The 26,569-nt window shown below is 66.2% G+C and carries 23 protein-coding genes and 1 pseudogene; 18 read left to right on the plus strand and 6 right to left on the minus strand.

What is annotated here, in order from left to right:
* Window positions 1-141: 141 nt before the first annotated feature.
* The 10 genes and pseudogenes from paaA (at window position 142) to ACIP21_RS20595 (ending at window position 9,746) form a co-directional block, all read left to right on the plus strand.
* Window positions 142-1,131, plus strand: coding sequence for a 1,2-phenylacetyl-CoA epoxidase subunit PaaA (gene paaA, locus ACIP21_RS20550; protein ID WP_400691317.1), 990 nt, complete (start codon window positions 142-144; stop codon window positions 1,129-1,131).
* A gap of 25 nt (window positions 1,132-1,156) precedes the next feature.
* On the plus strand, window positions 1,157-1,438 hold the full coding sequence (gene paaB / locus ACIP21_RS20555; RefSeq protein WP_004374528.1) for a 1,2-phenylacetyl-CoA epoxidase subunit PaaB: 282 nt from the start codon (window positions 1,157-1,159) through the stop codon (window positions 1,436-1,438).
* Window positions 1,439-1,447: 9 nt separating this feature from the next.
* Entirely contained in the window at window positions 1,448-2,206 is a 759-nt protein-coding gene (gene paaC / locus ACIP21_RS20560; protein ID WP_400691320.1) for a 1,2-phenylacetyl-CoA epoxidase subunit PaaC, read from the plus strand.
* Window positions 2,193-2,726, plus strand: a complete 534-nt coding sequence (gene paaD, locus ACIP21_RS20565) for a 1,2-phenylacetyl-CoA epoxidase subunit PaaD (RefSeq protein WP_400691323.1) — start codon at window positions 2,193-2,195, stop codon at window positions 2,724-2,726. The genes paaC and paaD overlap by 14 nt, the downstream gene beginning before the upstream one ends.
* A gap of 15 nt (window positions 2,727-2,741) precedes the next feature.
* Window positions 2,742-3,818 carry a 1,2-phenylacetyl-CoA epoxidase subunit PaaE gene (gene paaE, locus ACIP21_RS20570; protein WP_400691326.1) on the plus strand — a complete coding sequence of 359 codons (1,077 nt, stop codon included), beginning with the start codon at window positions 2,742-2,744 and terminating at the stop codon, window positions 3,816-3,818.
* Between the two features lie 216 nt (window positions 3,819-4,034).
* On the plus strand, window positions 4,035-4,343 hold the full coding sequence (locus ACIP21_RS20575; protein ID WP_400691328.1) for a DUF485 domain-containing protein: 309 nt from the start codon (window positions 4,035-4,037) through the stop codon (window positions 4,341-4,343).
* Window positions 4,334-5,902 (plus strand): annotated as a pseudogene (locus ACIP21_RS20580) (cation acetate symporter); the annotation flags it as partial. The gene ACIP21_RS20575 and the pseudogene ACIP21_RS20580, both read left to right, overlap by 10 nt.
* A gap of 27 nt (window positions 5,903-5,929) precedes the next feature.
* A complete protein-coding gene (locus ACIP21_RS20585) occupies window positions 5,930-7,162 on the plus strand; it encodes an OprD family porin (RefSeq protein WP_400691330.1) in 1,233 nt (410 codons plus the stop codon).
* A 30-nt stretch (window positions 7,163-7,192) separates the two neighbouring features.
* Window positions 7,193-9,241 carry a phenylacetic acid degradation bifunctional protein PaaZ gene (gene paaZ / locus ACIP21_RS20590; RefSeq protein ID WP_400691333.1) on the plus strand — a complete coding sequence of 683 codons (2,049 nt, stop codon included), beginning with the start codon at window positions 7,193-7,195 and terminating at the stop codon, window positions 9,239-9,241.
* A gap of 205 nt (window positions 9,242-9,446) precedes the next feature.
* Entirely contained in the window at window positions 9,447-9,746 is a 300-nt protein-coding gene (locus ACIP21_RS20595; protein ID WP_400691335.1) for a hypothetical protein, read from the plus strand.
* Between the two features lie 23 nt (window positions 9,747-9,769).
* Here ACIP21_RS20595 and ACIP21_RS20600 read toward each other — a convergent pair whose 3' ends face one another.
* Entirely contained in the window at window positions 9,770-11,392 is a 1,623-nt protein-coding gene (locus ACIP21_RS20600) for a hybrid sensor histidine kinase/response regulator (RefSeq protein WP_400691338.1), read from the minus strand.
* Between the two features lie 115 nt (window positions 11,393-11,507).
* Here ACIP21_RS20600 and ACIP21_RS20605 point away from each other — a divergent pair, with 115 nt between their 5' ends.
* Window positions 11,508-12,122, plus strand: coding sequence for a LuxR C-terminal-related transcriptional regulator (locus ACIP21_RS20605; protein WP_400691340.1), 615 nt, complete (start codon window positions 11,508-11,510; stop codon window positions 12,120-12,122).
* Between the two features lie 22 nt (window positions 12,123-12,144).
* Here ACIP21_RS20605 and ACIP21_RS20610 read toward each other — a convergent pair whose 3' ends face one another.
* From ACIP21_RS20610 to ACIP21_RS20620, 3 genes are all read right to left on the minus strand, one after another.
* The gene (locus ACIP21_RS20610) at window positions 12,145-12,414 is read right to left on the minus strand and encodes a DUF6555 family protein (protein ID WP_400691343.1); all 270 of its coding nucleotides are present in this window, start codon (window positions 12,412-12,414) and stop codon (window positions 12,145-12,147) included.
* Between the two features lie 83 nt (window positions 12,415-12,497).
* A complete protein-coding gene (locus tag ACIP21_RS20615) occupies window positions 12,498-13,688 on the minus strand; it encodes a zinc-dependent alcohol dehydrogenase (protein ID WP_400691346.1) in 1,191 nt (396 codons plus the stop codon).
* A gap of 67 nt (window positions 13,689-13,755) precedes the next feature.
* On the minus strand, window positions 13,756-13,971 hold the full coding sequence (locus ACIP21_RS20620; RefSeq protein WP_400691348.1) for a general stress protein: 216 nt from the start codon (window positions 13,969-13,971) through the stop codon (window positions 13,756-13,758).
* Between the two features lie 297 nt (window positions 13,972-14,268).
* Between ACIP21_RS20620 and ACIP21_RS20625 the strand changes: the two genes are divergently transcribed.
* Complete coding sequence (locus tag ACIP21_RS20625; protein WP_400691350.1) at window positions 14,269-18,042, plus strand: CheR family methyltransferase; 3,774 nt, start codon at window positions 14,269-14,271, stop codon at window positions 18,040-18,042.
* A 23-nt stretch (window positions 18,043-18,065) separates the two neighbouring features.
* Here the strand turns inward: ACIP21_RS20625 and ACIP21_RS20630 are convergent, their stop codons facing one another.
* Window positions 18,066-18,617 (minus strand): ATP-dependent Clp protease proteolytic subunit, encoded by a 552-nt coding sequence (locus ACIP21_RS20630; RefSeq protein ID WP_400691353.1) that lies wholly within the window; start codon window positions 18,615-18,617, stop codon window positions 18,066-18,068.
* A gap of 200 nt (window positions 18,618-18,817) precedes the next feature.
* Between ACIP21_RS20630 and ACIP21_RS20635 the strand changes: the two genes are divergently transcribed.
* From ACIP21_RS20635 to ACIP21_RS20645, 3 genes are read left to right on the plus strand one after another with little or no spacing between them, the layout of a single operon-like run.
* Window positions 18,818-19,591, plus strand: a complete 774-nt coding sequence (locus tag ACIP21_RS20635; RefSeq protein WP_400691356.1) for an endonuclease/exonuclease/phosphatase family protein — start codon at window positions 18,818-18,820, stop codon at window positions 19,589-19,591.
* On the plus strand, window positions 19,588-20,790 hold the full coding sequence (gene clsB / locus ACIP21_RS20640) for a cardiolipin synthase ClsB (RefSeq protein ID WP_400691358.1): 1,203 nt from the start codon (window positions 19,588-19,590) through the stop codon (window positions 20,788-20,790). Before ACIP21_RS20635 ends, clsB begins: the two co-directional genes overlap by 4 nt.
* Window positions 20,790-21,737: a lysylphosphatidylglycerol synthase domain-containing protein gene (locus tag ACIP21_RS20645; RefSeq protein ID WP_400691361.1), complete on the plus strand. Its 948-nt coding sequence runs from the start codon at window positions 20,790-20,792 to the stop codon at window positions 21,735-21,737. Before clsB ends, ACIP21_RS20645 begins: the two co-directional genes overlap by 1 nt.
* A 27-nt stretch (window positions 21,738-21,764) precedes the next feature.
* Here ACIP21_RS20645 and ACIP21_RS20650 read toward each other — a convergent pair whose 3' ends face one another.
* Entirely contained in the window at window positions 21,765-22,154 is a 390-nt protein-coding gene (locus ACIP21_RS20650) for a phosphotransferase system, HPr-related protein (protein WP_400691364.1), read from the minus strand.
* A gap of 128 nt (window positions 22,155-22,282) precedes the next feature.
* On the opposite strand from ACIP21_RS20650, the gene ligD reads away from it, so the two are divergent.
* From ligD to ACIP21_RS20665, 3 genes are read left to right on the plus strand one after another with little or no spacing between them, the layout of a single operon-like run.
* The gene (gene ligD, locus ACIP21_RS20655; RefSeq protein WP_400691367.1) at window positions 22,283-24,775 is read left to right on the plus strand and encodes a DNA ligase D; all 2,493 of its coding nucleotides are present in this window, start codon (window positions 22,283-22,285) and stop codon (window positions 24,773-24,775) included.
* Complete coding sequence (locus tag ACIP21_RS20660; RefSeq protein WP_400691370.1) at window positions 24,772-25,815, plus strand: acyl-CoA dehydrogenase; 1,044 nt, start codon at window positions 24,772-24,774, stop codon at window positions 25,813-25,815. Before ligD ends, ACIP21_RS20660 begins: the two co-directional genes overlap by 4 nt.
* Window positions 25,812-26,567, plus strand: coding sequence for a PIG-L deacetylase family protein (locus ACIP21_RS20665; protein WP_400691373.1), 756 nt, complete (start codon window positions 25,812-25,814; stop codon window positions 26,565-26,567). The genes ACIP21_RS20660 and ACIP21_RS20665 overlap by 4 nt, the downstream gene beginning before the upstream one ends.
* Window positions 26,568-26,569 lie beyond the last annotated feature (2 nt).

A 26,569-nucleotide genomic window follows, 5' to 3' on the forward strand; every position in this document is an offset into this window, starting at 1 on the left:
CACAAAAATCCTGTGGGAGCGGGTTTACCCGCGAAAGGGCCGGCAAAGCGATACACAATTCTTATTTGATACACATAAAACTGTTTGACGTTATGTTTTGTATCGCTTACAAATGACTCATGCCTTAGCAGGAGTCGGAACATGTACGCACAGCTAGTGGAAACCGGAGTCAAGCGGGTCAAGTCGCTGGAAGAAATGTCCCCCGAGGAACGCCACTTCCAGGAAAAGATCGACGCCGAAATCAAGATCGAAGCCAAGAACTGGATGCCCGAGGCCTACCGCCAGACCCTGATCCGGCAGATCTCCCAGCACGCCCACTCGGAAATCGTCGGCATGCTCCCGGAAGGCAACTGGGTCACCCGCGCCCCCAGCCTCAAGCGCAAGCTGCAACTGATGGCCAAGATCCAGGACGAGGCCGGCCACGGCCTGTACCTGTACAGCGCCATGGAAACCCTCGGCGCCGACCGCGACGAAGAGATCGCCAAGCTGCACAGCGGCAAGGCCAAGTACTCGAGCATCTTCAACTACCCGACCCTGAGCTGGGCCGACATGGGCGCGGTGGGCTGGCTGGTGGACGGCGCAGCAATCGTCAACCAGGTGGTGCTGCAGCGCACCTCCTACGGCCCCTACTCCCGCGCCATGGTGCGCATCTGCAAGGAAGAGAGCTTTCACCAGCGCCAGGGCTATGAACTGCTGCTGACCATGATGCGTCACGGCACCCAGGCCCAGCGCGACATGGTCCAGGACGCGATCAACCGCCTGTGGTGGCCATCGCTGATGATGTTCGGCCCCAGCGACGAGCACTCGCCCAACAGCGCCCAGTCGATGGCCTGGAAGATCAAGCGCCAGACCAACGACGAACTGCGCCAGCGCTTCATCGACCAGACCGTGCCGCAGCTGGAGCTGCTCGGCTGCACCGCCCCCGACCCGCACCTGAAGTGGAACGCCGAGCGCGGCCACTACGACTTCGGCGAGATCCAGTGGGAGGAGTTCTACCAAGTCATCCAGGGCAACGGCCCGTGCAACCAGGAGCGCGTCGCCACCCGCCGCCAGGCCATCGAAGATGGCGCCTGGGTACGCGAGGCGGCCGTGGCCTATGCACGCAAGCAACAGAACAAGAACGCCGCCTGAGCGGCGATTGATGCGGAGATCGACCATGTCTGTCTGGACCCTCTACGAAGTGTTCGTGCGCAGCAAGCACGGCCTCAACCACAAACACGTCGGCAGCGTGCATGCCGCCGATGCCGCGATGGCCATCGAGAATGCCCGCGAGCTGTACACCCGCCGCAGCGAAGGCGTGAGCCTGTGGGTGGTGCCCTCGGCGCTGATCACCGCCTCCTCGCCGGACGAGAAAGACCCGCTGTTCGCCCCTTCGGACGACAAGGTCTATCGCCATGCCAGCTTTTATGAACTGCCCGACGAAGTCGGGCACATGTGAGGGTTGGCCATGCACAAGCACGATCTGATCCCCTATCTGCTGCTGCTCGGTGACAGCGCCCTGGTCCAGGGCCAGCGCCTGTGCGAGTGGTGCGGCCATGCGCCGGCCCTGGAAGAAGAGCTGGCTTTGATGAACGTCGGCCTCGACCTGGTCGGCCAGGCGCGCAACTGGCTGGACTACGCCGCCGAACTGCTCGATGACGGCCGCGACGCCGATGCCCTGGCCTTTCGTCGCGACGAGCGTGGGTTCCGCAACCTGCTGCTGGTCGAGCAGCCCAATGGCGACTACGCCGTCACCCTGGCCAAGCAGTTCTTCTATGACGCCTGGCACCATGCCGTGCTGGAGCGGCTGGCCGCGTCCACCGACGAACGTATCGCCGGCATTGCCGCCAAAGCCCTGAAGGAAGTCACCTATCACCTGCGCCGTTCCGGTGAATGGGTGCAGCGCCTGGGCGGTGGCACTGACGAGAGCCGTCGGCGCATGCTCCATGCGATCCCGGCACTGTGGCGCTTTACCGTCGAGCTGGCCGCAGGCAGCGACAACGAAGTACGGCTGGCCGCAGCCGGTATCGGTGCCGACCCCGCGGCAGTCGGCGCCGCTTGGCTCGAGCAGGTCAGCGCGATCTTCGCTTCGGTCGAACTGCCACTGCCCAAGGCCGCCAGCCACTTCTACCTGAGCGGTCGCCAAGGCCTGCACAGCGAGCACCTGGGGCTGCTGCTGGCCGAAATGCAGTTCCTGCCAAGGGCCTACCCCGATGCAACCTGGTGAACTGATCGCCGGCGACCGCGGTGCCCGGGCATTGCAGGGCGGCGACCTGGCCCATGCCTGGGACGTGCTGGGCCAGGTAATGGACCCGGAAGTGCCGGTGGTCAGCGTGGTCGACCTGGGGATCGTCCGCGACCTGGGCTGGCGCGCCGGCCACCTGCACCTCGTCGTCACCCCGACCTACTCCGGCTGCCCCGCCACCGAGGTGATCGAAGGCGATATCCGCCAGGCGCTGGAGCAGGCCGGGTTTGCCGCGCCGGCGCTGGAGCGGCGGCTGACCCCGGCCTGGAGCACCGACTGGATCAGCGCCCAGGGTCGCGAACGCCTGCGCGCCTACGGCATCGCGCCACCGCACGGCAGCGCCAGCAAGCGCAGCCTGCTCGGCGAGGCACCCGAGGTGTGCTGCCCACAGTGCGCCAGCACCCACACCGAACTGCTCAGCCAGTTCGGCTCCACGGCCTGCAAGGCGCTGTACCGCTGCCGCGAGTGCCTGGAGCCGTTCGACTATTTCAAATGCATTTGAGCCGTGGAGACACCCATGAGCCAGTTTCACAGCCTGACCATCAAGCAAGTGCGCAATGAAACCCGTGATGCCGTGTCGATCGCCTTCGACGTGCCGGCGCACCTGCGCGACACCTTCCGCTTCACCCAGGGCCAGTACCTGGTGATGCGCACCCGGCTGGACGACGAAGAGGTGCGCCGCTCGTATTCCATCTGCAGCGCCGTGCAGGACGGCGAGCTGCGGGTGGCGGTAAAACGCGTGCCCGGCGGGCGCTTCTCGGCCTTTGCCAACGAAGTGCTCAAGGCCGGCCAGCAACTGGAGGTGATGCCGCCGTCCGGCAGCTTCTTCGTGCCGCTGGAGCCGACGCGCCAGGGCAACTACCTCGGCGTGGCGGCCGGCAGCGGCATCACGCCGATCCTGTCGATCATCGCCACCACCCTGGCCAGCGAGCCGCACAGCCGCTTCACCTTGCTGTACGGCAACCGCTCCAGCTCCGGCGCACTGTTCCGCAACAAGCTCGAAGACCTGAAGAACCGCTACCTCGACCGCCTCAACCTGGTCTTCGTGTTCAGCCGCGAGCAGCAGGACGTGGACCTGTACAACGGCCGCATCGACGCCGACAAGTGCGGCCAGCTGTTTTCCCGCTGGATGGACGTGGCCAGCCTGGATGCCGCGTTCATCTGTGGCCCGCAGGCGATGACCGAGACCGTGCGCCATAGCCTGCAGGCCAACGGCATGGACAAGGCGCGCATCCACTTCGAGCTGTTCGCCGCCGCCGGCAACGAAACCCGACGCGAGGCGCGTGAGGCGGCGCGCCAGGTGGATGCAGCGCTCAGCCATGTCACGGTGATCAGCGACGGCCGGGCGCTGAGCTTCGACTTGCCGCGCAACAGCCAGAACATCCTCGATGCTGGCAATGCCATCGGTGCCGAGCTGCCCTACTCGTGCAAGGCCGGCGTGTGCTCCACCTGCAAGTGCCGGGTGATCGAGGGCGAGGTGGAGATGGACAGCAACCATGCCCTGGAGGATTACGAAGTGGCGGCCGGGTATGTGCTGTCGTGCCAGACCTACCCGCTGAGCGACAAGGTAGTGCTCGACTTCGACCAGCTCTGAAGAAATCGTCTGGCACTGCCAGCGCGGCTTTGTAGGAGCGGCCTTGCGTCGCGAAAGGGCCACAAGGTGGCCCCAGGATCTCGGCCCTGATCACAGATTGCTGGGGCTGCCGCGCAGCCCTTTCGCGACGCAAGGCCGCTCCTACAAAAGCCGCATCGGCAGCAACAACCGCGTGACCTCAAGAAAACAATTACAAAACCAAAGAGATCGCAATCCATGACCCCCGAACACATCGAAAGCATCAGCAACCACCCCGATTTCCAGCACCTGGTCCGGCGCAAGCGCCGCCTCAACGGCAGCCTGACCCTGGCCATGCTGGTGATCTACTACGGCTTCGTCCTGCTGGTGGCGTTCTCCCCCAGCACCCTCGGCCAGTCCCTGAGCGGCGGCGTGACCACCGTCGGCATGCTGGTCGGCGTGCTCATGGTGGTGCTGTCCTTCGCCCTCACCGGCCTCTATGTGCACCGCGCCAACAACGTGCTCGACCCGCTCAACGACAAGGTCAAGCTGGAGTGCGCGCGATGAACTGGACTGCCATCTCGATGTTCATGGTGTTCGTCTGCTTCACCTTGCTGGTGACCCGCTGGGCCGCCCTGCGCACCCGCTCGGCCAGCGACTTCTACACCGCCGGCGGCGGCCTGAGCGGCATGCAGAACGGCCTGGCGATCGCCGGCGACATGATCAGCGCCGCGTCCTTCCTGGGCATTTCCGCGATGATGTTCCTCAACGGCTACGACGGCCTGCTGTATGCCCTGGGCGTGCTGGCCGGCTGGCCGATCATCCTGTTCCTGATCGCCGAACGCCTGCGCAACCTCGGCAAGTACACTTTCGCCGATGTGGTGTCGTACCGCCTGGCACAGACCCCGGTGCGCCTGAGCTCGGCCTTCGGCACCCTGGTTGTGGCGCTGATGTACCTGGTGGCGCAGATGGTCGGCGCCGGCAAGCTGATCGAGCTGCTGTTCGGCATCAGCTACCTGTACGCGGTGATGCTGGTGGGTGTGCTGATGGTCGCCTACGTCACCTTCGGCGGCATGCTGGCGACTACCTGGGTGCAGATCATCAAGGCGGTGATGCTGCTGTCGGGCACCACCTTCATGGCCTTCATGGTGCTCAGGCACTTTGGCTTCAGCACCGAAGCGATGTTCGCCAGCGCCGTGGCGGTGCATGCCAAGGGCCAGGCGATCATGGCCCCGGGTGGCCTGCTGTCGAACCCGGTGGACGCGATCTCCCTTGGCCTGGGCATGATGTTCGGCACGGCCGGCCTGCCGCACATCCTGATGCGCTTCTTCACTGTCAGCGACGCCAAGGAAGCGCGCAAGAGCGTGTTCTACGCCACCGGCTTCATCGGCTACTTCTACCTGCTGCTGATCGTCATCGGCTTCGGCGCCATCGTCATGGTCGGCACCGAGCCGGCCTACCGCGATGCCAGCGGCGCGATCATCGGCGGCGGCAACATGGTCGCCGTGCACCTGGCCCAGGCCGTGGGTGGCAATCTGTTCCTCGGTTTCATCTCCGCCGTGGCCTTCGCCACCATTCTGGCGGTGGTCGCCGGCCTGGCGCTGTCCGGTGCATCGGCCGTTTCACATGACCTGTACGCCTGCGTGGTGCGCAAGGGCCAGGCCACGGAGCAGGAAGAAATGCGCGTGTCGCGCATCGCCACCCTGGTGATCGGCCTGCTCGCGGTGGTGTTGGGCCTGGTGTTCGAATCGCAGAACATCGCCTTCCTCTCCGGCCTGGTGCTGGCGGTGGCGGCCTCGGTCAACTTCCCGGTGCTGCTGCTCTCGATGTTCTGGAAGGGCCTGACCACCCGCGGCGCGGTGTGCGGCAGCATGGCCGGGCTGGTGTCAGCGGTCGTTTTGGTGGTGCTGGGCCCGGCGGTGTGGGTCAACGTGCTGCACAACGAAACCGCGCTGTTCCCCTACAGCAACCCGGCGCTGTTCTCCATGAGCCTGGCGTTCCTCGGCGCCTGGGCATTCTCGGTCAGCGATGGCTCCGAGCGCGCCCGGGAAGAACGTGGCCGCTACCTGGCCCAGTTCATCCGCTCCATGACCGGCATCGGCGCGGCCGGCGCCAGCAAGCACTGATCCTCGACCATGACGGGTATAACAACAATGAACCGTGCACACCTCAGGTCAGCCGCCTGGCTGGCCACCTTCGCCCTGCCCTTGCCGGCCCTGGCGGACTTCATCGGCGACAGCCATGCGCGGCTGGAACTGCGCAACCACTACATCAACCGCGACTTCCGCCAGAGCAACGCGCCCCAGGCCAAGGCCGAGGAATGGGCCCAGGGCTTCACCGCCAAGCTGGAATCGGGCTTCACCGACGGCCCGGTGGGGGTTGGCGTCGACGCCATGGGCCAGCTCGGCATCAAGCTCGATTCCAGCCGAGACCGGCGCAACACCGGCCTGCTGCCGTTCGGCCCGAACAGCCACGAGCCAGTCGACGACTACAGCGAGCTGGGCCTGACCGGCAAGGTCCGCGTATCGAAAAGCACCCTGCGCGTGGGCACCCTGCAACCGATCCTGCCGGTGGTGGTGTACAACGACACCCGCCTGCTCGCCGCGACCTTCCAGGGCGGCCTGCTGACCAGCCAGGACATCGCCGGCCTGACCTTCAACGCCGGCCGCCTGACCCGGGCCAACCTGCGCGATTCGTCCGGCCGCGACGACATCGGCTACGGCGCCACCCGCAGCGACCACCTGGACTTCGGCGGCGGCAGCTACGCGCTCAGCGCGCAGACCAGCATCAGCTATTACTACGCCAAGCTGCAGGACATCTACCGCCAGCAGTTCATCGGCCTGGTCGACACCCGCCCACTGGGCGAAGGCCTGAGCCTGCGCAGCGACCTGCGCTACTTCGACAGCCGCAACGACGGCGCCGAACGTGCCGGCAACATCGACAACCGCAACTTCAACGCGATGTTCACCCTCGGCGTGCGCGCCCACAAGTTCACCGCCGCCTGGCAGCAGATGTCCGGCGACAGCGCCTTCCCGTTCGTCAACGGCGGTGACCCGTTCACCGTCAACCTGGTGACCTACAACACCTTCACCCGTGCCGGCCTGGATTCCTGGCAGTTGCGCTACGACTACGACTTCGTCGCCTTGGGTATCCCCGGCCTGAGCTTCATGACCCGCTACACCGACGGCCGCCACGCCGAAACCGCGACGGTCGGCAACGGCCGCGAGCGCGAACGCGACACCGACCTCACCTACGTCATCCAGAGCGGCCCGTTCAAGGACGTCAGCCTGCGCTGGCGCAACGTCAGCTTCCGTTCCGGCAATGGCCTGAGCAATGCACTGGACGAAAACCGCCTGATCATCGGCTACACCCTGGCGCTGTGGTAACAGCGCCCTATCGACTTCGAGGAGAACAGCATGTCTGACGCCCCAACCCTGCAGAGTTTCATTGCCGGCCGCTGGATCGGCCAGCACGGCGCCCAGGCCCTGCGCAGCGCCCTGGACGGCCATGTGTTGGCCTACAGCCACGAAGAACGCCCGGACTTCGCCGAAGCCGTGGACTTCGCCCGCGCCCGTGGCCTGGCCGCGCTGATGGCCATGGACTTCCAGCAGCGCGCCCAGCGTCTCAAGGCTCTGGCCCTGTACCTGGCCGAGCGCAAGGAGCAGCTCTACGCCTTGTCCCACCACAGTGGCGCCACCCGCGCCGACAGCTGGATCGACATCGAGGGCGGCAATGCCACGCTGTTCAGCTACGCCGGCATCGGCGGCCGCGAGCTGCCGTCGGGCAACCTGGTGCACGAAGGCCCGGCGATCGCCCTCGGCAAGCAGGGCCATTTCGCCGGCAGCCATATCCTGGTGCCGCGCGCAGGCGTTGCGGTGCACATCAACGCCTTCAACTTCCCGATCTGGGGCATGCTCGAAAAGTTCGCCCCGACCTTCCTCGCCGGCATGCCGTGCATCGTCAAGCCGGCCACCTCGACCAGCTACCTGACCGAAGCCGTGGTGCGCCTGATGAACGCCTCCGGCCTGCTGCCGGAGGGCAGCCTGCAACTGGTGATCGGCAGCACCGGCGACCTGCTCGAACGCCTGCAGGGCCAGGACGTGGTGACCTTCACCGGCTCCGCCGACACCGCCGCCAAGCTGCGCGTCACGCCCAACCTGATCGCCAACTCGGTGCCGTTCACCGCCGAGGCCGATTCGCTCAACTGCGCCATTCTCGGCCCTGACGTAGCGCCGGACAGCGAGGAATTCGACCTCTACATCAAGGAAGTGGTGCGCGAGATGACCACCAAGGCCGGGCAGAAATGCACCGCCATCCGCCGTGCCATCGTCCCGGCCCGGCATCTCGATGCAGTGGCCACGCGCCTGCGCGAGCGCCTGGGCAAGGTGGTGGTCGGCGACCCGTCGCTGGAAGGCGTGCGCATGGGCGCGCTGGCCTCCCATGACCAGCAACGCGACGTCGGCGAGCGCGTGCGCAGCCTGCTGCAGAGCTGCGACCAGCTGTTCGGCGCCAGCGACGGCTTCACCCCGCGAGGTGAAGGCGTGGCCGAAGGTGCATTCTTCGCCCCGACCCTGCTGCTGGCCCGTGACCCGCATGCCGACGGCGGCGCCCACGATATCGAAGCGTTCGGTCCGGTCAGCACGCTGATGGCCTACGACGACCTGGACGAGGCCCTGGCCCTGGCGGCGCGAGGCAAAGGCAGCCTGGTCGCGACCCTGGTGACCGCCGACCGCGCCGTGGCGGCCAAGGCCATTCCGGTGGCGGCGGCCTGGCACGGCCGCCTGTTGGTATTGGACAGCGAAGCGGCCAAGGAATCGACCGGCCATGGCTCGCCATTGCCGCAGCTCAAGCACGGCGGCCCGGGGCGCGCCGGTGGCGGCGAGGAGCTGGGCGGCCTGCGCGCGGTCAAGCATTACCTGCAGCGCGCCGCGATCCAGGGTTCGCCAAGCATGCTCACCGCAGTGACTGGCGAATACGTGCGCGGTGCCGAGGTGATCGAGAGCGAAGTGCACCCGTTCCGCCGCCATTTCGACGAGCTGCGCATCGGCGAGTCGCTGCTGACCCACCGCCGCACCGTGACCGAGGCCGACCTGGTCAACTTTGGCTGCCTGTCGGGCGACCACTTCTACATGCACTTCGACGAGATCGCGGCCAAGGCCTCGCAGTTCGGCAAGCGCATCGCCCATGGCTACTTCGTGCTGTCGGCGGCGGCCGGGCTGTTCGTTTCGCCCGGCGAAGGGCCGGTGCTGGCCAACTACGGGCTGGACACCTTGCGCTTCATCAACCCGGTGGGGATCGGCGACACCATCCAGGCGCGGCTGACCTGCAAGCGCAAGATCGACCAGGGCAAGAGCAGCCCGCTGGGGCAGCCCCAAGGGGTGGTGGCCTGGGACGTGGAGGTGACCAACCAGCTGGGTGAGCTGGTGGCCAGTTATGACATCCTGACCCTGGTGCTGAAGGCTTGATGACCTGCACGGGCCTCTTCGCGGCTGAAGCCGCTCCTACAAGGGATCGCGGTCTCCTGTGGGAGCGGCTTCAGCCGCGAAGAGGCCGGTACGGGCAGTACTAAAGGCACATAGCCACCTCGTACATCCGCCCTACTGCCCAAGCCGATCCTCGGCGCTATAGTCCGGCCATCCGCCACACCCCACGCCAAGGAAGCCAACCACCATGAAACCCGCCAACCTTCTGCTGTGCGCCGCCGTCCTGTTCACCGTCGCCGGCTGCCAGACCATCAAGCCGTCCGACCAGACCCTCAAGGAACGCGCCGAGTTCGCCCTCAACACCCCGGTCAGCAAGGTCGCCAACGTGCGCAGCGACAGCACCCTCACCTATTACACCGCCACCACCGCCAAGGGCGAGTACAACTGCCAGATCCCCAGCGGCGCCATCGTCGCGGTCGGCAGCATGGGCCTGTACCAGCCCACCCCGTCCTGCCTCAAGGAGGGCCAGGCGATCATCCTCCAGTAACCCCCTCTGTCTCCGGCGCCACGCTATGGCACTGGCGCCGCCGGCACCTCGCGCAAGGCCCGCAGGGCCGCGCGCAATTCCGCCGGCCGCACCGGCTTGGACAGGATGGCGATATCGCGCCCATGCACGATCGCCTGGATCTTCTCGAGGTCATGCCCGGTCATGATCAGCGCCGGCACTGGCCAACCCCGTTGCGCGCGCAGGCTGTCGATGCAGTCCACCCCGGTGGCGTCCTGGCCCAGGTCGTAGTCGGCGACGATCACGTCGCACTGGCTGGCCAGCCCCAGCGGCGAGCCATGGGCCTGCACCTCGCAACCCCAGCGTTGCAGCAAGGCCGAAGTGGCGCGCAGCACGTTATGGTCGTCCTCCACCAGGCATACGCGCAGGCCGCCAAGCATCGCGCCCTGCAAGGCCTGCTGTGCGTGGCTGCGGGGCGCCGGTTGCGCCGCCAGGCGTGGCAGCCGTTGCAGGCTCACCGCGGTGCCACGGCCCAGGCGCGAGCGCAGTTGCACCTCAAGCCCCATCAGGCGCCCCAGGCGCTTGACGATCGACAGGCCCAGGCCAACCCCTTCGACATCCTTGTCGCGTACCTGGCGTACCCGGTAGAACTCGTCGAATACCTGGCCCTGGTGTTCCTCAGCGATCCCGCGCCCTTGGTCGTAGACGACGATGGCCAGGCCGTCGCCGTGGCGCCTCGCGCCGATCAGCAGCGGCCGTTGGGCCGCATACTTGAAGCAGTTGGACAGCACGTTCTGCACCATGGTCGCAAGCATGCCGCGGTCGGCACGGGTCCAGTAGTGGCTGCGGCGCAAGCGCACCTCCACACCGGCCCAGCGCGCGGCCTCGGCGTTCTGCTGCAGCAGTTCGCCAAGCAGTTCGTCCAGGGCGAAGGTCTCGTATTTGGGCTGTACCCGCCCGTTGTCCAGGGTGTACAGGTCGAGGATCGAACGGAACAGCTGCGACACGTTCAGCAGCGAGCGGTTGATGCTGTCCACGAGGCCTCGCTCCTGCTCGCCCAGCGGCGCCTCGCGCAGGCAGGCGGTGAACAGGCCGATGGAGTGGATCGGTTGGCGCAGGTCATGGCTGGCCTGGGCCAGGAAGCGCGACTTTTCCCGGGTGGCGGCCATCGCCAGCGCCGAAGCCTGGCGGGTACGTTCCAGCAGCAAGTGGGCGTAGACCGGGATGACCGTACTGGTGGTCAGCAGCATCAGCACCATGAACGGATTGGCCTGCCAATACGGGTTGAGCTGGTACACCGCCACCAGCGCGGTCAGCGCCAGCAGTGTGGCAATGACCAGGTAGCGGGTGCCGAAGCGCATGCCGTTGCCCAGGTTCACCCACACCATCACCGCGTACAACGGCAATGCGGCCTCGCCGCCCAGCACCAGGCCAAAGCAGGTGCCCGTGTAGTCGTGGACGATACCCAGTACCCGCCGCCAGGGGTAATGCCCCGGCCAGCGGGCGATGGCCTGGCGCAGGCCGATCGACAGGGTGATGAAGCTGACGATGTAGTAGATGACCGGCAGGTAGTCATGCAGCGAATGCCTGGGCAGGAAGCCCAGCACCGTGATGTAGGCCAGCGCGATCGAGGCGACGATCACCCGCAGGTTGGCCTGGTCCAGCTCGTTGTTCTTGTTGTAGTCCATGTACGCGTCCTTGTGCACGGGGTCGCAGAACGGCCACCCTGGCGCGACGGTTGCCGTTGTCGCCTGCTAAATTAGCATGGTCCGGAAAACCGGGGTCCACAGGGAGTGTCAGGACGTGACGTGCCGCATCATCGTGGCGGACGACCATCCATTGTTCAGGGAAGCGATGGTGCGTACCGTGCAGCGGATATTGCCGCAAGCGCAGCTGGAAGAAGCCGCAGACCTGCAACAGGTGCTGGCACGGGTCAGTGTGGGCGAGGTGCCGGATACGCTGATCCTCGACCTGCGCTTCCCCGGCCTTGACTGCATCGAGCGGCTGGCCGAGCTGCGCCAGCAGCTGCGGCGCACCACCCTGATCATCGTCTCGATGGTCGATGACCCGGCCCTGGTCGAGCAGGTCATGGCCAGCGGCGTCGATGGTTTCCTCGGCAAGAGCATCGCGCCCGATGAGATCGGCGCCGCGATCCTGGCCATCCGCGAGGGGCACGTGCTGGTCAGGTACCTGCCCTCCGGGCTGTTGCCCAGCCTTGGCGGCGACAGCGAACTCGAGCAGCTCACCCAGCGCCAGCACGAGGTGCTGCGGCTGATCGCCCAGGGCAAGACCAACAAGGAAATCGCCAAGGCGCTGGATATTTCGCCGTTTACCGTGCGCATCCATGTGTCGTCGTTGCTCAAGGCCTTGAACGTCACCTCACGCACGGCGGCGGCGGTCAAGTACAGCGGTACCTGACGCCGTAGTTTCCAGCCTGGCCTCAGCCTTGCACGGTGGTGTCGCTCACGGCCTGATTCGGCCTGGCCCCTGACAGGCGCCAACTGACGCCGGTAATGCCGTAGCGCTCGGCCATCGGCCGGCTCACCTTCTTGATCTTTTCCCGGCCGAACTTGGGAATGATCCCGATACCCGCATCACAACTGGCCCAGTGCCAAGCCTCGGCGTTATCGATTTTTTCAAGGCGGATGATGAAGCTGCGCGGCTCGCCGTGCAGCAGGTAATCGATAATGTACAGCTGGGGACTCGGCATCACGCAGCCCTCCTCTTCTCCATGGATGACATCTTCATTGAGTGACGCCGGTCGGCAAAGATTCAAAAAGATTGTCGAACAATTCAGGACAGCGGGTCCGGCGCTGCGCCGGGCACCAGGATGACCTTGCGACAGCGCTCCTGCTGTTCGTCGAACAGTTCGTAGCCACGTACCGCGTCTTCCAGCGCCAGGCGGTGGGTAACGATGGCCTCAGGGTTCAGCCGGCCCGCCTCGATGTGCTCCAGCAGCTCGGGCAGGTAGCGCTGCACGTGGGTCTGGCCCATGCGGAAGGTCAGCCCCTTGTCGAAGGCATCGCCGCAGGAAAAACCATGGATCGAGCCGGCATACACCCCCGGTATGCTCACCACGCCACCCCGGCGCACGGCGGCGATGCACTGGCGCAGGGCCTTGCCGCTGCCCGCTTCGAGCCTGAGTGCGCTGAGCACGGCGTCGGCGGTGCTGCCTTTGGCTTCGAAGCCGACCGCATCGATCACCGCGTCCACCCCGCGCATGCCCCGGGTCTGCCGGATGATGGTGTCGGCCGGGTCATCGTCGTGGGAGAAATCGATGGGAATGACGCCATAGGCCTGGTGCGCGAAGTCCAGGCGGTAGCCGTGCTCGTCGACCATGAAGATCTGCTCGACACCGAGCATGCGCGCGCAGGCCGCCGACAGCAGGCCCACCGGCCCGGCCCCGTAGATGGCCAGCGAGGCGCCCTGGCCGACTTCGGCGTTGCGCACCGCCTGCCAGGCCGTCGGCAGGATGTCGGAGAGGAACAACAGCTTGTCGTCGGGCAGGTGCCCCGGCACCTTGAAGGGCCCGACATTGCCCTTGGGTACCCGCACGTAGTCGGCCTGGCCACCGGCAATGCCGCCGTACAGATGGCTGTAGCCGAACAATGCCGCAGCTGGCGGGATGACCTTGCGATTGATGATCGTGGCGGGCCCGGTATTGGTGGTTTCACAGGCGGCGAACAGCTGGTGCTGGCAGAAGAAACAGTCGCCGCAGGCGATCACGAACGGGATCACTACCCGGTCGCCCGGTTGCACGGCGGTCACCGCGCTGCCGACTTCCTCGACGATGCCCATGAATTCGTGGCCAATGATGTCGCCGGCCTCGACCAGGGGAATTTTGCCCCGGTACAGGTGCAGGTCCGCGCCACAGATGGCCGTGGCGGTCACCCGCAGAAGGATGTCGTCATCGTCCCGAATCTCGGGGTCTGGCACGGTATCGACGCGGACATCTCCGGCGCCATGGTAGGTCAATGCGCGCATGCTTCAGTCTCCTTGACGTGAAGATAGGCGGCCCGCCAGCCAGGCCGGCGGGCCTCAGCGAACGCTGCTACTGCTGTGCCTGGCGGCCCCCGCCGTGGCTGTTCTGCCCGCCTTTGCGGCCAGCTTCCGATGCCCGCTGGCGGTCGTTGGCGAAATTGCCGCCCGAGGCCTGGCCGCCCTTGTGCCCGGCCCGGGAGGCGCGCTCACGGTCGTTGGCGAAGTTGCCCGGGTTGGTTTCCTTGGTGCCGCCGCGTTGGCTGGTCCGTTGCTGATCACCCGCCATGTCCTTTCTCCTTGCGTCGCAATTGGGTTGGGTGCATGGAACGGTGCCATGCCTTGATTCCGAACAGCCGATCGACGGGTCTGCTCAATCCGATTGCAGGCGGCTGACCGGCGGCGCGAAACACTGCGGGGGCAAATACTTGTGCGCCAGTTACCGCATGAGCACTTTCCCGTAGTGGCACTGTCTCAGCGTAAGTAGGCCTGCTTCTCGCAGATGACCCGACGAGCGGCCTATAATCCCGTTCATGCGCCCGGCGATGCTTCGATGGGCCGAACTGTCCGCACAAGGCCCTGCCCCATGAAGTCGTCGCCCGATCAGCCCGCATCGCCGCAAAATCCCGCATTGAGCCCCAGCCACCTGGATTTCCCGGTGGTCGGCATCGGCGCCTCGGCCGGTGGGCTGGAGGCCATTCGCACGTTGTTCCAGCAAATGCCCGGTGACTGCGGGATGGCCTTCGTGGTGGTGCTGCACCTGTCACCCGACCACCAGAGCGTGGCCGACCGGATCATCCAGGAAGCCACGCCGATGCCGGTGCGCCAGGTCACCGAGCCGGTGCCGATCGAGCGCAATCACGTGTATGTGATTTCCCCGGCCAACCGGCTGTCCACCAACGATGGCTACCTGCGCGTCACCCCGGCCAATCGCCGACGCGGCGACCACGTGGCCATCGACCTGTTCTTCCGCGACCTGGCCGACGTGCACAAGGACCACGCCTTCTGCGTGGTGCTCTCGGGCACCGGCGCCGATGGCGCCGTGGGCTTGTCGCGGATCAAGGAACAGGGCGGCGTGACCCTGGTGCAGACCCCGGACGACGCCCAGTACGACAGCATGCCACGCGCCGCCATCGAGACCGGCATGGTCGACCTGGTGCTGCCCGCCGCGGAAATGCCGCAGAAGCTCATGGAGCTGTGGCGCACGGCGCGCGAGGTGAAACTGCCGGAGATCGAAGACGACAGCCTGCCGCCGCCGCTCGGTACCCGTGCCGGCGATGCCCAGGCTTCGGAGCCGTTGCTCGAAGAGATCCTGCTCAAGCTGCGCCATGCCACCGGCCATGATTTCCAGCACTACAAGCGCGCCACGGTGCTGCGCCGTATCGAGCGCCGCTTGCACGTCACCGGGCAGACCGGCCTCGCCGGCTACCTGCACCACCTGGAACAGCACGCGGCCGAGGCCACGGCGTTGCTGGGCGACATGCTGATCGGCGTGACCAACTTCTTCCGTGACCGCGAGGCCTTCGAGGCGCTGGAGCGCCATGTGCTGCCGCAGCTGGTGTGCGAGGGTGACGGCAACCGCGAGGTGCGTGTCTGGTCGGCCGGCTGCTCCACCGGTGAAGAGGCCTACAGCCTGGCGATGCTGGTGTGCGAGCAGCTGGCCCTGGAGCGGCGCTCGAGCAAGGTGCAGGTGTTCGCCACCGACCTCGATGAACGCGCCATCGGCATCGCCCGCGGCGGCGTGTACCCCGAAGCCATCGTCACCGACGTCCCGCCGGCCCGCCTGCGGCAGTTCTTCGTCAAGGAAGACCAGCATTATCGGGTGCGCAAGGAGGTGCGCGAGAAAGTGCTGTTCGCCCGCCACAACCTGCTCTCCGACCCGCCGTTCTCGCAGATCGACCTGATCGTCTGCCGCAACCTGCTGATCTACCTCGACCGCGAGGTGCAGCATGACATCCTGCAGATGTTCCACTTCGCCCTGCGCAGCGGCGGCTACCTGTTTCTCGGCTCGTCCGAATCGGTCGACGTGGCCGGCGAGCTGTTCGTGCCGGTGGACAAGCGCAACCGTATCTTCCGCGCCCGTGACATCAGCCCGGCGGGGCGCCGTTCCGGCCGCCAGCTGCCGGGCACGGAGCTGGCCAGCATGGTCCAGAACCTGCCGGCCAAGGCCAAGCCCGGGCGCAAGCCGTCCTACGCTGAGGTGCACCACCGGGCCTTGGCCCTGCGCATGCCGCCCAGCCTGATCATCGATGCCGAAGGCAATATCCTGCACATGAGCGACGGCGTCGGGCGCTTCCTGCAACTGGCTGCGGGCGAGCCCAGCCGCAACCTGTTCAACCTGGTGTTGCCGCCCCTGCGCCTGGCCCTGCGCAGCACGCTGTTCCAGGCGCGCCAGGGCATCGAAGCGGTGACCTCGCGACCGGTCGACCTCGACGAGGGCGAGCACACGCTGCAGGTCGAGATCACCGTGCAGCCGTTCAAGGACGAGGCCAGCACCAGCGAATGCCTGCTGGTGGTGTTCGAGGAGCGCGCGCCGGACCCTACGCTGCCGCTGCCCGGGGTCATTCGCCAGACCGACAGCATGGTCCTGCACAACCTTGAGCGCGAGCTGCAGCGCACCCGCCTGCAATTGCAGGAAACCATCGAACAATCGGAGATTTCCAGCGAAGAGCTGACCGCCTCGAACGAGGAGATGCAGGCGATCAACGAAGAGTTGCGCTCGGCCAGCGAAGAACTCGAGACCAGCAAGGAAGAGCTGCAGTCGATCAACGAGGAACTGCTCACGGTCAACTACGAGCTCAAGAACAAGGTCGAGGAGACCGACAAGGTCAACGATTACCTGAGCAACCTGATCGCCTCCACCGACATCGCCACGGTGTTCGTCGACCGCAACCTGCATATCCGCTGGTTCACCCCGCGGGCCACCGACCTGTTCAACATGCTGCCGGTCGACACCGGCCGCTCGCTGCTCGACATCACCCACCGCCTTGACTACCCGGCGCTGGCCGACGATGCCCGCGCCGTGGCCAAGGGCGAGACCACCATCGAGCGCGAGATCGGTGGCCGCGACGAGCGCTGGTACCTGGCGCGCCTGCTGCCCTACCGCTCCAGCGAGCAGAAGATCGACGGCACCGTGCTGACCTTCGTCGACATCAGCAAGAGCCACGCTGCCGAGGAGCGGGTGCGCCAGGGCGAGGAGCGCCTGAGCAAGCAGCTGGCCGAATCGCGCAGCAGCAGCCACATGAAGGACGAGTTCTTCGCCATCATGTCCCACGAACTCAAGCATCCGCTCAACCTGATCCAGCTGAATGCCGAAATACTCCGGCGGCTACCGTCGATCAAGGGGCTCGCGGCGGCCAGCAAGGCCGTGGGCACCATCTGCGAGGCGGTGTCCAGCCAGGCGCGAATCATCGACGACCTGCTCGACGTGGCGCGCATCCGCACCGGCAAGCTCAAGCTCAAGACCGAGCCGGTCGACCTGGGTGCCATCCTGCAGGGCATCCATGCGGTGGTCCTCAACGAACAGCCGCCCTGCACGGTCAATCTGGAGCTGCCGGCCGACGCATTGCCGGTGATGATCGACGGCGACGTCACGCGCCTGGAGCAGATCATCTGGAACCTGCTGAACAACGCGCTCAAGTTCAGCCCGGCCGGCAGCGAGATTCGCCTGTCGCTGAGCCACGACCAGGCAGAAGCCCGCCTGCAGGTGGTCGACCAGGGTATAGGCCTGAGCCATGACAGCCTGGAGCACATCTTCGACCTGTTCAGCCAGGCCGCGCCGCCGTTGGCCAGCCACGCCCGCGAAGGCCTGGGCATCGGCCTGTCGCTGGTGCGCCAGCTGGCCGAGGCCCATGGCGGCAGCGTCGAGGCCCATTCGGCGGGGCCTGGCCTGGGTTGCACGTTCACCGTGCGGCTGCCCGTGTGCGACCCCGGCGTTCGCCAGCAAGCCAATGAGCCCAGCGCGTTCAGCGATGGGCGCCTGCAAGGCACTCGGATACTGCTGGTCGACGATTCGGTGGAAGTGATGGAGGTGATGCAGCAGCTGCTGGAGATGGAAAACGCCGAAGTCACCGCCTTCAGCGACCCTCTCAAGGCGCTGGAGGCCGCGGCCAGGGGCGAATACGACGTGATCCTGTCGGACATCGGCATGCCGGTGATGGACGGCCACGCGCTGATCAAGGCCCTGCGCGGGTATGCGCACCTGCGTTACACCCCGGCGATCGCGCTAACCGGCTATGGCGCCAGCGCCGATCAGTACAAGTCGCGCCAGTCCGGCTTCGACCGGCACCTGAACAAGCCGGTGGGCTATGACGAACTGATCGAGGCCATCGAGTCCCTTAGCGGTTCAGTACCTTACTGAAGTTCACGCCCCCCGTAGGAGCGTCAGGCATGAACGCTCCACTGAATGGCCTCGGCTTCGATGGCCATCTCGTCGATGGCATGGATCATTCCACTCTCCAGCGCCTCATGCGGCCCCAGTATCCGCGGGTAGGCCATCAGGTAGCGCGGCACGTCGAGTACATCTGTACTCCCGGACGTCCGCTCCGCCACGATCTGCGCATACAGCCGCAGGTCATAATCCAGGCTCATCGCGTACTCAGCCATCCGTGCATGGTCCACCGAGCCATGCAGCGTCCAGTGGAACGGGTGGAACAGGAACTTGCTGCACTGGCACGCCGTGCGGTGCTCACCGGCCAGGAACAGGATGTTGCCCATGGACTCCACGGTGCCCAGGTTGTGGGTATGCACCTGCACCGGCAAGGCCCGCAGGAAGTTGTACAGGGTGAAGCCGTAGCTGCACTCCCCGCCCATGGTCGCGATATTCAACTGCAGCAAGTCGGCACCTTGCTGCATCACCTTGAAACAGGTGGCGATCAGGTTGCCGCAGGTGGACGAGTTGATCGGCCCGGTGAAATGGATGATATGTCTGGCCATGCTTGCCTCCGCTTTGGCAGGTCATTCCTTCGAATTTCATTGCCGACAGTCTCCTCTGCCACGTCACTGCTAAAGGGTGGAATCCGCCGCGCAGGCAAAGTTCAACTTCACCCGGCGCTGGCTGCCCTTCGATCGCCCGCACTGAACCCTGGCCGCCCCCACCGGGTCGCACGTCAATACCCGGGAACGAGGAGGTAGCCGTGAACAGGACGCTGCCCATGCCACGCTGCACCATCGACAAGGTCACCGCGGTGCACCGCCTGAATGTGCTGACGATCAACGTGCACAAGGGGTTCACCCTGTTCAACCGCCGTTTCATCCTCCCCGAGCTGCGCGAGGCGGTGCGGGCCACGGGCGCCGACCTGGTGTTTCTGCAAGAGGTGCACGGCAGCCACCAGCAGCATGCGGTGCGCCATCCGGCCTGGCCGGAAACGCCGCAATACGAGTTCCTTGCCGACAGCATGTGGCCGCAGTTCGCCTATGGGCGCAACGCCGTCTATCCCCAGGGCGATCACGGCAATGCCTTGCTGTCCAAATTCCCCATCACCCAGCACGAAAACCTCGACGTCTCCATCCACGGCAACGAACAGCGCGGCCTGCTGCATTGCCGTCTGGAGGTACCGGGCCATCAGCAGGTACACGCCATTTGCGTGCACCTGGGCCTGCGCGAGGCGCATCGACAGCGGCAGGTGCGGCTCTTGCTGGAACTGCTCGAGCGTTTGCCGGCCGAGGCACCGGTAATCATCGCCGGTGATTTCAACGACTGGCGCCTGAAGGCCGATGCCGTGCTTGGCGCACATTTGCAGGAGGCCTTCGGCAGCCCGGCACGCAGCTTCCCGGCGCGCTTGCCACTGCTGCGCCTGGACCGCATCTACCTGCGCAATGCCCAACCGGTCAAGGCGCAGGTGTTGTCCATGTACCCCTGGTCGCACCTGTCCGACCATGCCCCATTGGCCGCGGAGATCAGCCTGTGAACAGACCTTGGGTGGACGGCAATCGTGTGGAGTTGTTGATCAACGGCGAGCAGTACTATCCCCGCGTGTTCGACGCCATGGCTGCGGCGCGCGAAGAAATCCTCCTGGAAACCTTCATCATTTTCGACGACAAGGTCGGCCAGCAGCTGCAAAGGGTGCTGATCGACGCGGCGCGGCGTGGTGTCCGTGTCGAAGTGGTGGCGGACGGCTATGGCAGCGCCGACCTGCCAGAGGCGTTCGTCTCGGCGCTGACCGATGCCGGCGTGAGCTTCCATGCGTTCGATCCGCAGCCTCGCCTTGCCGGCATGCGCACCAACCTGTTCCGCCGGCTGCACCGTAAGATCGTGGTGATCGACGCCGAACGGGCCTTCATCGGCGGGATCAACTACAGCGCCGACCACCTCGGCGACTATGGCCCCATGGCCAAGCAGGATTACGCCGTGGAGGTCACCGGGCCCGTGGTGGCGCAGGTGCATGCCGCCAGCCGCAGGCTCCTGGCCCCCGTGCTGGAGCCACCCAGCGACGTGCGGCCGGTGACGGCGCCTGCGGGCAATACGACGGCGGTGTTGATCGAGCGCGACAACCGACTGCGCAGCACCGACATCGAGGCCCGCTACCTGCAGGCGCTGCGCTCGGCGCGCCAGCGCGTGGTGGTGGCCAATGCCTATTTCTTCCCCGGATACCGGCTGTTGCGCGAATTGCGCAATGCCGCCCGGCGTGGCGTGCAGGTCAGCCTGATTCTGCAGGGCCAGCCCGACATGCGCTGGGTACGGGCGCTGTCCCGCCTGCTGTACAACTATCTGCTGCGCGATGGCGTACGTATCCACGAGTACTGCCAGCGGCCGCTGCACGGCAAGGTGGCGCTGGTGGACGACGATTGGGCGACCGTCGGTTCGAGCAATCTCGACCCCTTGAGCCTGTCGTTCAACCTCGAAGCCAACCTGTTCATTCGCGATCCGGCTTTCAACCACCAGCTCGGTGAACACCTTGAAACACTGGCCAGCGAGCACTGCAAGCCGGTGACACTGCAACGCATGGTCCGCGGCTATTGGTGGCGTGCCCCCCTGATCTTCGTCTGCTTCCACGTCATCCGCCACTTCCCGCGCATCGCCGGCTGGTTTCCGGCCCATCGCCAGCGCCTGCATTCGCTGCAACCGCAAGTGCAAGCGCCGGGCGACCTGCACGAGGGCAATACGTAATGGCCCGGACAACCTGGCAGACCTGGGCCAAGCGCCTGTTCACCCTGCTCTTCCTGGTGCTGATCCCGGCGCTGCTCTATACGCTGGCGCGCAACCTGGACTGGCAGGAGGTACGCCAGTCGCTGTTGGCATACAAGCCGGGCACGCTGGTGCTCGGCCTTGCCTTCGCGCTGTGCAGCTACCTGATCTTCGCCAGCTACGACCTGTTGGCACGCGCCTACACCGGCCATCGCCTGCCAACCCGCCAGGTGCTGCCGGTGGCCTTCGTCTGTTACGCCTTCAACCTCAATTTCACTACCTGGGTCGGTGGCGTGGCCCTGCGCTACCGGCTGTATGGACGCCTGGGCCTGGATACCCCGACCATCACCCGCATTCTCACGCTCGGCCTGCTGACCAACTGGATGGGCTACATGCTGCTTGCCGGCAGTGTGTTCGCCCTGGGCCTGGTCGACCTGCCGCAGAACTGGAAAGTGGGCAGCGGCGGCCTGCGCGTGATCGGACTGCTGCTGCTGGCCATCGCCGGTGGCTACCTGCTGGCCTGTGGCACGGCGAAAAACCGCACCTGGCGCTGGCGCGACCATGAGGTCACCTTGCCCTCACTGCGCCTGGCGCTGTGCCAGGTTGCCCTGGGCGCCAGCAACTGGGCGGTGATGGCCCTGCTGATCTTCTGGCTGCTGCCTGGCGAGGCGTTCTACCCCTCGGTGCTGGGCATTCTGCTGATCAGCTGCGTGGCAGGCGTGGTCGCGCACATTCCCGCCGGGCTGGGTGTGCTGGAAACGATATTCCTGGCGCTGATGCACGGTCAGGTGGGCCAGGGCAGCCTGGTGGCGGCGCTGCTGGGCTATCGAACGCTCTACTACCTGATTCCCCTGGTGCTGGCGGTTGCCACCTACCTGCTGCTGGAAAAGCGTGCCCGGGCCATGCGCCGCCACGACAAGCCGGCCTAGGCCGGCGGGCTCGGGCTGCCCCAGGGCTCAGGGCGCCTTGCCCTCGTCATCGATGACCTCATCGGTCCACGGTTCGCCATCCAGCGGCGCGGAGCGCGCCAGTTCCGCTTCGTCAAGGCCGATTCCAGCGCCGATCTCGTCGGCATCCACATGCCGCAACGCCTTGTCGGCAGGCCCTGGGCCGCCAGGTTCATAGGGGTCGCGCGCGCCGGTCTCGTCCAGCAGCGTATCGGGGCTGAGGTCGTCGTAGGTGACGTTGTCCTCGTGCGGGCAGTCGCTGAGCGTATCGCCGCCGGCGCGCCCAGGCCCGTCGTCGTCGCGATCGTTGAAATCCAGTTCATGGACGCTGCCCATGCGGTCCTCGGTGGTATCGATCTCCGTTGGCGTGTAGGGCTTGGGATCATCAGGTCTGGTCATGTTCCGTTCTCCATCGACTGGGTACACACAAGGTCGACTGCGCCAAGCCGCGCAAGATTCAGAGTTTTTGAACTCCCCTGAAACACGACACCTCCCAGCTATAACAGCGAACCTGCGCGGAGCCCGCCATGGCCAGGCCCCTTGATGAATACGAACGCAAGCGTGACTTTGACGCCACGCCCGAGCCTGTTGGCAAGCGCAGCCGGGGCACGCGGGCGCATGCGTTGCAGTTCTGCATCCAGAAACACGATGCCAGTCACCTGCACTATGACTTTCGCCTGGAACTGGACGGCACGCTGAAGAGCTGGGCGATCCCCAAGGGCCCGTCGCTGGACCCAAGCGTCAAGCGCCTGGCCGTGCATGTGGAGGATCATCCCCTGGACTACGCGGATTTCGAAGGCCATATCCCTGAAGGCCACTACGGCGCCGGCGATGTGATCGTCTGGGACCGCGGCGTCTGGGAGCCGGAAGGCGATGCCAGGCAAGCCTACGCCAAAGGCAAGTTGCGCTTTCGCCTGCAAGGCGAAAAGCTCAATGGCGTGTGGAACCTGTTCCGTACCCGCCTGGCCGGCAAGAAGGAACAGTGGATGCTGGTCAAGTCCCACGATGCAGCGGCGCGCAGCGAGGCCGACTACGACATTGTCGAGGCCCGGCCAGACAGCGTGGTCAGCGACCGTACCCTGCTGCCACGGCGTGCAGTGAAACCTGGCCGCTCCGCGCCCAGGTGCAAAGGTCAGAGCAGCGGCAAGCAGGCGGCGCTGCCGGCGCACCTGCAACCGCAACTGGCCACCTTGGTCGACTCACCGCCCAGTGGCGACTGGCGCTACGAGGTCAAGTTCGACGGTTACCGCATCCTCGCCCGCATCGAGGGCAAGGATGTGCGTCTGTTCACCCGCAACGGCCATGACTGGAGTGCCAAACTGCCGCGCCAACGTGCGGCCTTGCGCGCGCTGGGTATCGATTCGGCCTGGCTCGACGGCGAAATGGTGGTCAACGATGCCAGCGGCAAGGCCGACTTCCAGGCCCTGCAGAACGCCTTCGATACCGCCAACGACGAACAGATCACCTACTACCTGTTCGACCTGCCGTTTCTTGGCGGGCAGGACCTGCGCGAGCTGCCAGTGCAGGACCGCCGGGCAGCGCTGCGCCAGCTGCTGGAGCACGGTGATACCGAGCTGCTGAAGTTTTCCGAAGACTTCGACCAGCCCGTCGAGGCGTTGCTCGACAGTGCCTGCCGGCTGGCGCTCGAGGGGCTGATCGGCAAGCGCGCCGACAGCCCTTACCTGGGCAAGCGCAGCGCCGACTGGGTCAAGCTCAAGTGCAAGCAGCGCCAGGAGTTCGTGATCGTCGGCTTCACCGACCCCAAGGGCAGCCGCAGCGGTTTCGGTGCCCTGCTGCTGGCCTTGCATGACGACTCATCTGGCCAACTGCGTTACGCCGGCAAGGTCGGCACCGGCTTCAGCGCAGCGACGCTGGACAGCATCCACGCCCGCCTCAAACCCCTCGAGGTCGCCAGGCCCGCCCTGGCGAAGCCGCCGACCGGCGCCGAAGCGCGTGGGGTGCACTGGCTCAAGCCACAGCTGCTGGCTGAAGTCAGCTATGCCCAGATGACCCGCGATGGCGTGGTGCGTCATTCGGTGTTCCAGGGGCTGCGTGACGATAAACCCGCCACCGCCATCGCGCTGGAGCGTGCCATGCCCGGCAAGCATTTACCCAAACCCAGGCAGGATGAGCTGCCGGACGATCTCGACGACCTGCGCCTGACGCATCCCGAGCGGGTGGTCGATGCCAGCAGCGGCGTGACCAAGCGCCAGGTCGCCGAGTTCTATGCCGAAGTCAGCCCGTGGATCCTGCCGCAGCTCAAGAACCGCCCGGTGGCGCTGGTGCGCGCGCCGGACGGCCTGGCGGGCGAGCTGTTCTTCCAGAAGCACGCCGGCCAGCTGCATCTCCCCCATGTGCTGAGTTACGACAAGGCTCAGGCGGGCCAGGCCGCGATGGTCATCAACCGCCCGGACACCTTGCTCGGCGCGGTGCAGATGAACATGCTGGAACTGCACACCTGGAATGGCACCGACAAGGACTTCGACAAGCCCGACCGCTTCGTCCTCGACCTGGACCCGGACCCGGCGCTGCCCTGGAAGGCCATGCTCGAAGCCACCCAGCTCACCTTGACCCTGCTCGACGAGCTGGGCCTGAAGGTGTTTCTCAAGACCAGCGGCGGCAAGGGCATGCACCTGGTGGTGCCATTGACCCGGCGAGCCGGCTGGGACGAGGTGAAGGACTTCAGCCACGCCATCGTCGACTACCTGGCGACGCTGTTTCCCGAGCGCCTGAGCGCGGTATCCGGGCCGAAAAACCGGGTCGGGCGGATCTTCATCGACTACCTGCGCAACGGCAAGGGTGCCACTACGGTGTGCGCCTACTCCCTGCGCGCCCGCGAAGGCTTGCCGGTGTCGGTACCGATCTGGCGCGAGGAGCTGACCCAGCTCAAGGGCGCCAACCAGTGGCATATCGGCAACCTGCGCGAGCGCCTGGCCGATCTCGACGACCCATGGGCCGACCTGGCCCGGACCCGCCAATCGATCACCGCGCACATGCGCAAGCAAATGGGGCTGGCATGAGCATCATCCAGGATTTCGACCTGAACAACCTCGACCGGCTGCTGCGCGCGTTCAGCGAACGGCCGCAGCCGCTGAACCTCGACACCCAGCTGCCGCAGCTGATCCAGGCGCTGCAGGCCGACCATCTGGACCTGCTGCCCCTGCCGGGCCAGGGCAACACGCTGAGGCGCTGGCAGACCCTGGCGCGGGTCGCCGGTTGTGACCTGGCCCTGGCGAAACTCTACGAAGGGCATACCGATGCCCTGGCAATCCTCGCCGAATGCGCCGCCGTCCACGTTGTCGCCGAGGGCATCTGGGGCGTCTGGGCCGCCGAGCCGCCAGACGCGCGGGCACGCATCGTCGCCCGCGAAGGCGATCAGGTGCGTCTGGCCGGGCGCAAGGCCTGGTGCTCGGGCGCCCTGCAGATCGACCGGGCGCTGATCACCGCATGGTCTGGCGATGACCAGCCCCAACTGGTCGCCATCGAGCTGTCGCAGCCCAGCCAGGGATTGGCGATCGAAGGCTGGCAGGCCGTCGGCATGGCGATCACCGCCAGTATCGAGGTGACCTTCGCCGATACCCCAGGCGTTGCCATCGGCCAGCCCGGGCAGTACCTGTCGCGGCCAGGTTTCTGGCACGGCGGCGCCGGCATCGCTGCCTGCTGGTATGGCGCCGCCGAAGCCCTGGCCGATTACCTGCGCGCCCATTGCCGCAAGCCTCGCCCGGACGCCCATGCCGATGCGCACCTGGGTGCCGTCGACGCGGCGCTGTACGGCGCCCGGGCGGCGTTGCGCGAGTGTGCCGGGTGGATCGACCGGCAGCCCGATGCCGACGCCAGCTTCGAGGTACGCCGCTGCCGAGCCCAGGTGGAACAAGCGGTCGAACAGGTGATCCACCACGTCGGCCGTGCCCTCGGGGCGACGCCGTTCTGTCGCAGCAGCCACTTCGCCCGGCTCAGCGCCGATTTGCCGGTATTCATGCGCCAGAGCCATGGCGAGCGCGACCTGGCTGTGCTCGGCCAGCAATTGGCCCACGTTCCCGCAGGAGCCTGGTCACTATGAACGACAACCTGATCCAGTCCAGCTGCGGCACCCCTTGGTCGGCCTGGCAGCATGCCGCGCACCTGGCGCGGGCAACCTGGACGACGCCCCGGCAGTTGTGCCCTCCTGGCCGGCGCCTGGTGTTGATCGCGCCACACCCGGATGACGAAGTACTGATGGCCGGCGGGCTGTTGGCCAGCTTTCGCGGGCGTGAAGACGACCTCGTGCTGATTTCCGCCACCGACGGCGAAGGTAGCCACCCCGGCTCCGAGCACTGGACCGAACACCGCTTGCGTCGCCAGCGGCCACTGGAGAGTCGCCAGGCCTTGCAGCAGCTGGAGCTCGACCTGAACCGCCTGGACTGGCGCCGGCTCAACCTCAAGGACGGCGGCCTGCCGCGTGAGGAAGCGTTCCTGGTCAACCACTTGAGCCAGACGTTGCAACCCGACGATGTGCTGGTCGCCACATGGCGCAGCGACGGCCACTGCGACCACGAGGCGGTCGGCAGGGCCGCGGCGCAGGCAGCTTCAGCGCGCAAGGCGCAGCTGGTCGAAGTACCCGTCTGGGCCTGGCACTGGGCGCAGCCGGACGACCCGCGCCTGCCCTGGCCGCGCGCCCATCGCCTGCAACTCGACGAGGCCAGCCTGGCACGCAAGCGCAAGGCCCTGGCCGCGCACGTCAGCCAGCTGCAAGCGGATGGCCCGCGCCCACCGGTGTTGCCGGCCAATCTGCAGGACTGCCTGCTGCAACCCTTCGAACTGGTGTTTCTTTGAAC

The organism is Pseudomonas sp. NPDC089401, from assembly GCF_044749485.1.
Lineage (GTDB): Bacteria > Pseudomonadota > Gammaproteobacteria > Pseudomonadales > Pseudomonadaceae > Aquipseudomonas.

Bases quoted from the DNA above. Each gene is read 5' to 3' on its own strand.
- ligD (WP_400691367.1), top strand. From the start codon at position 22,283: ATGGCCAGGCCCCTTGATGAATACGAACGCAAGCGTGACTTTGACGCC.
- ACIP21_RS20625 (WP_400691350.1), top strand. From the start codon at position 14,269: ATGAAGTCGTCGCCCGATCAGCCCGCATCGCCGCAAAATCCCGCATTG.
- paaZ (WP_400691333.1), top strand. From the start codon at position 7,193: ATGTCTGACGCCCCAACCCTGCAGAGTTTCATTGCCGGCCGCTGGATC.
- paaB (WP_004374528.1), top strand. From the start codon at position 1,157: ATGTCTGTCTGGACCCTCTACGAAGTGTTCGTGCGCAGCAAGCACGGC.
- ACIP21_RS20610 (WP_400691343.1), bottom strand. From the start codon at position 12,414: ATGCCGAGTCCCCAGCTGTACATTATCGATTACCTGCTGCACGGCGAG.
- ACIP21_RS20630 (WP_400691353.1), bottom strand. From the start codon at position 18,617: ATGGCCAGACATATCATCCATTTCACCGGGCCGATCAACTCGTCCACC.
- ACIP21_RS20575 (WP_400691328.1), top strand. From the start codon at position 4,035: ATGACCCCCGAACACATCGAAAGCATCAGCAACCACCCCGATTTCCAG.
- ACIP21_RS20645 (WP_400691361.1), top strand. From the start codon at position 20,790: ATGGCCCGGACAACCTGGCAGACCTGGGCCAAGCGCCTGTTCACCCTG.
- paaD (WP_400691323.1), top strand. From the start codon at position 2,193: ATGCAACCTGGTGAACTGATCGCCGGCGACCGCGGTGCCCGGGCATTG.
- paaA (WP_400691317.1), top strand. From the start codon at position 142: ATGTACGCACAGCTAGTGGAAACCGGAGTCAAGCGGGTCAAGTCGCTG.
- ACIP21_RS20650 (WP_400691364.1), bottom strand. From the start codon at position 22,154: ATGACCAGACCTGATGATCCCAAGCCCTACACGCCAACGGAGATCGAT.
- ACIP21_RS20585 (WP_400691330.1), top strand. From the start codon at position 5,930: ATGAACCGTGCACACCTCAGGTCAGCCGCCTGGCTGGCCACCTTCGCC.
- ACIP21_RS20665 (WP_400691373.1), top strand. From the start codon at position 25,812: ATGAACGACAACCTGATCCAGTCCAGCTGCGGCACCCCTTGGTCGGCC.
- paaC (WP_400691320.1), top strand. From the start codon at position 1,448: ATGCACAAGCACGATCTGATCCCCTATCTGCTGCTGCTCGGTGACAGC.
- ACIP21_RS20595 (WP_400691335.1), top strand. From the start codon at position 9,447: ATGAAACCCGCCAACCTTCTGCTGTGCGCCGCCGTCCTGTTCACCGTC.
- ACIP21_RS20600 (WP_400691338.1), bottom strand. From the start codon at position 11,392: ATGGACTACAACAAGAACAACGAGCTGGACCAGGCCAACCTGCGGGTG.
- paaE (WP_400691326.1), top strand. From the start codon at position 2,742: ATGAGCCAGTTTCACAGCCTGACCATCAAGCAAGTGCGCAATGAAACC.
- ACIP21_RS20620 (WP_400691348.1), bottom strand. From the start codon at position 13,971: ATGGCGGGTGATCAGCAACGGACCAGCCAACGCGGCGGCACCAAGGAA.
- ACIP21_RS20660 (WP_400691370.1), top strand. From the start codon at position 24,772: ATGAGCATCATCCAGGATTTCGACCTGAACAACCTCGACCGGCTGCTG.
- ACIP21_RS20615 (WP_400691346.1), bottom strand. From the start codon at position 13,688: ATGCGCGCATTGACCTACCATGGCGCCGGAGATGTCCGCGTCGATACC.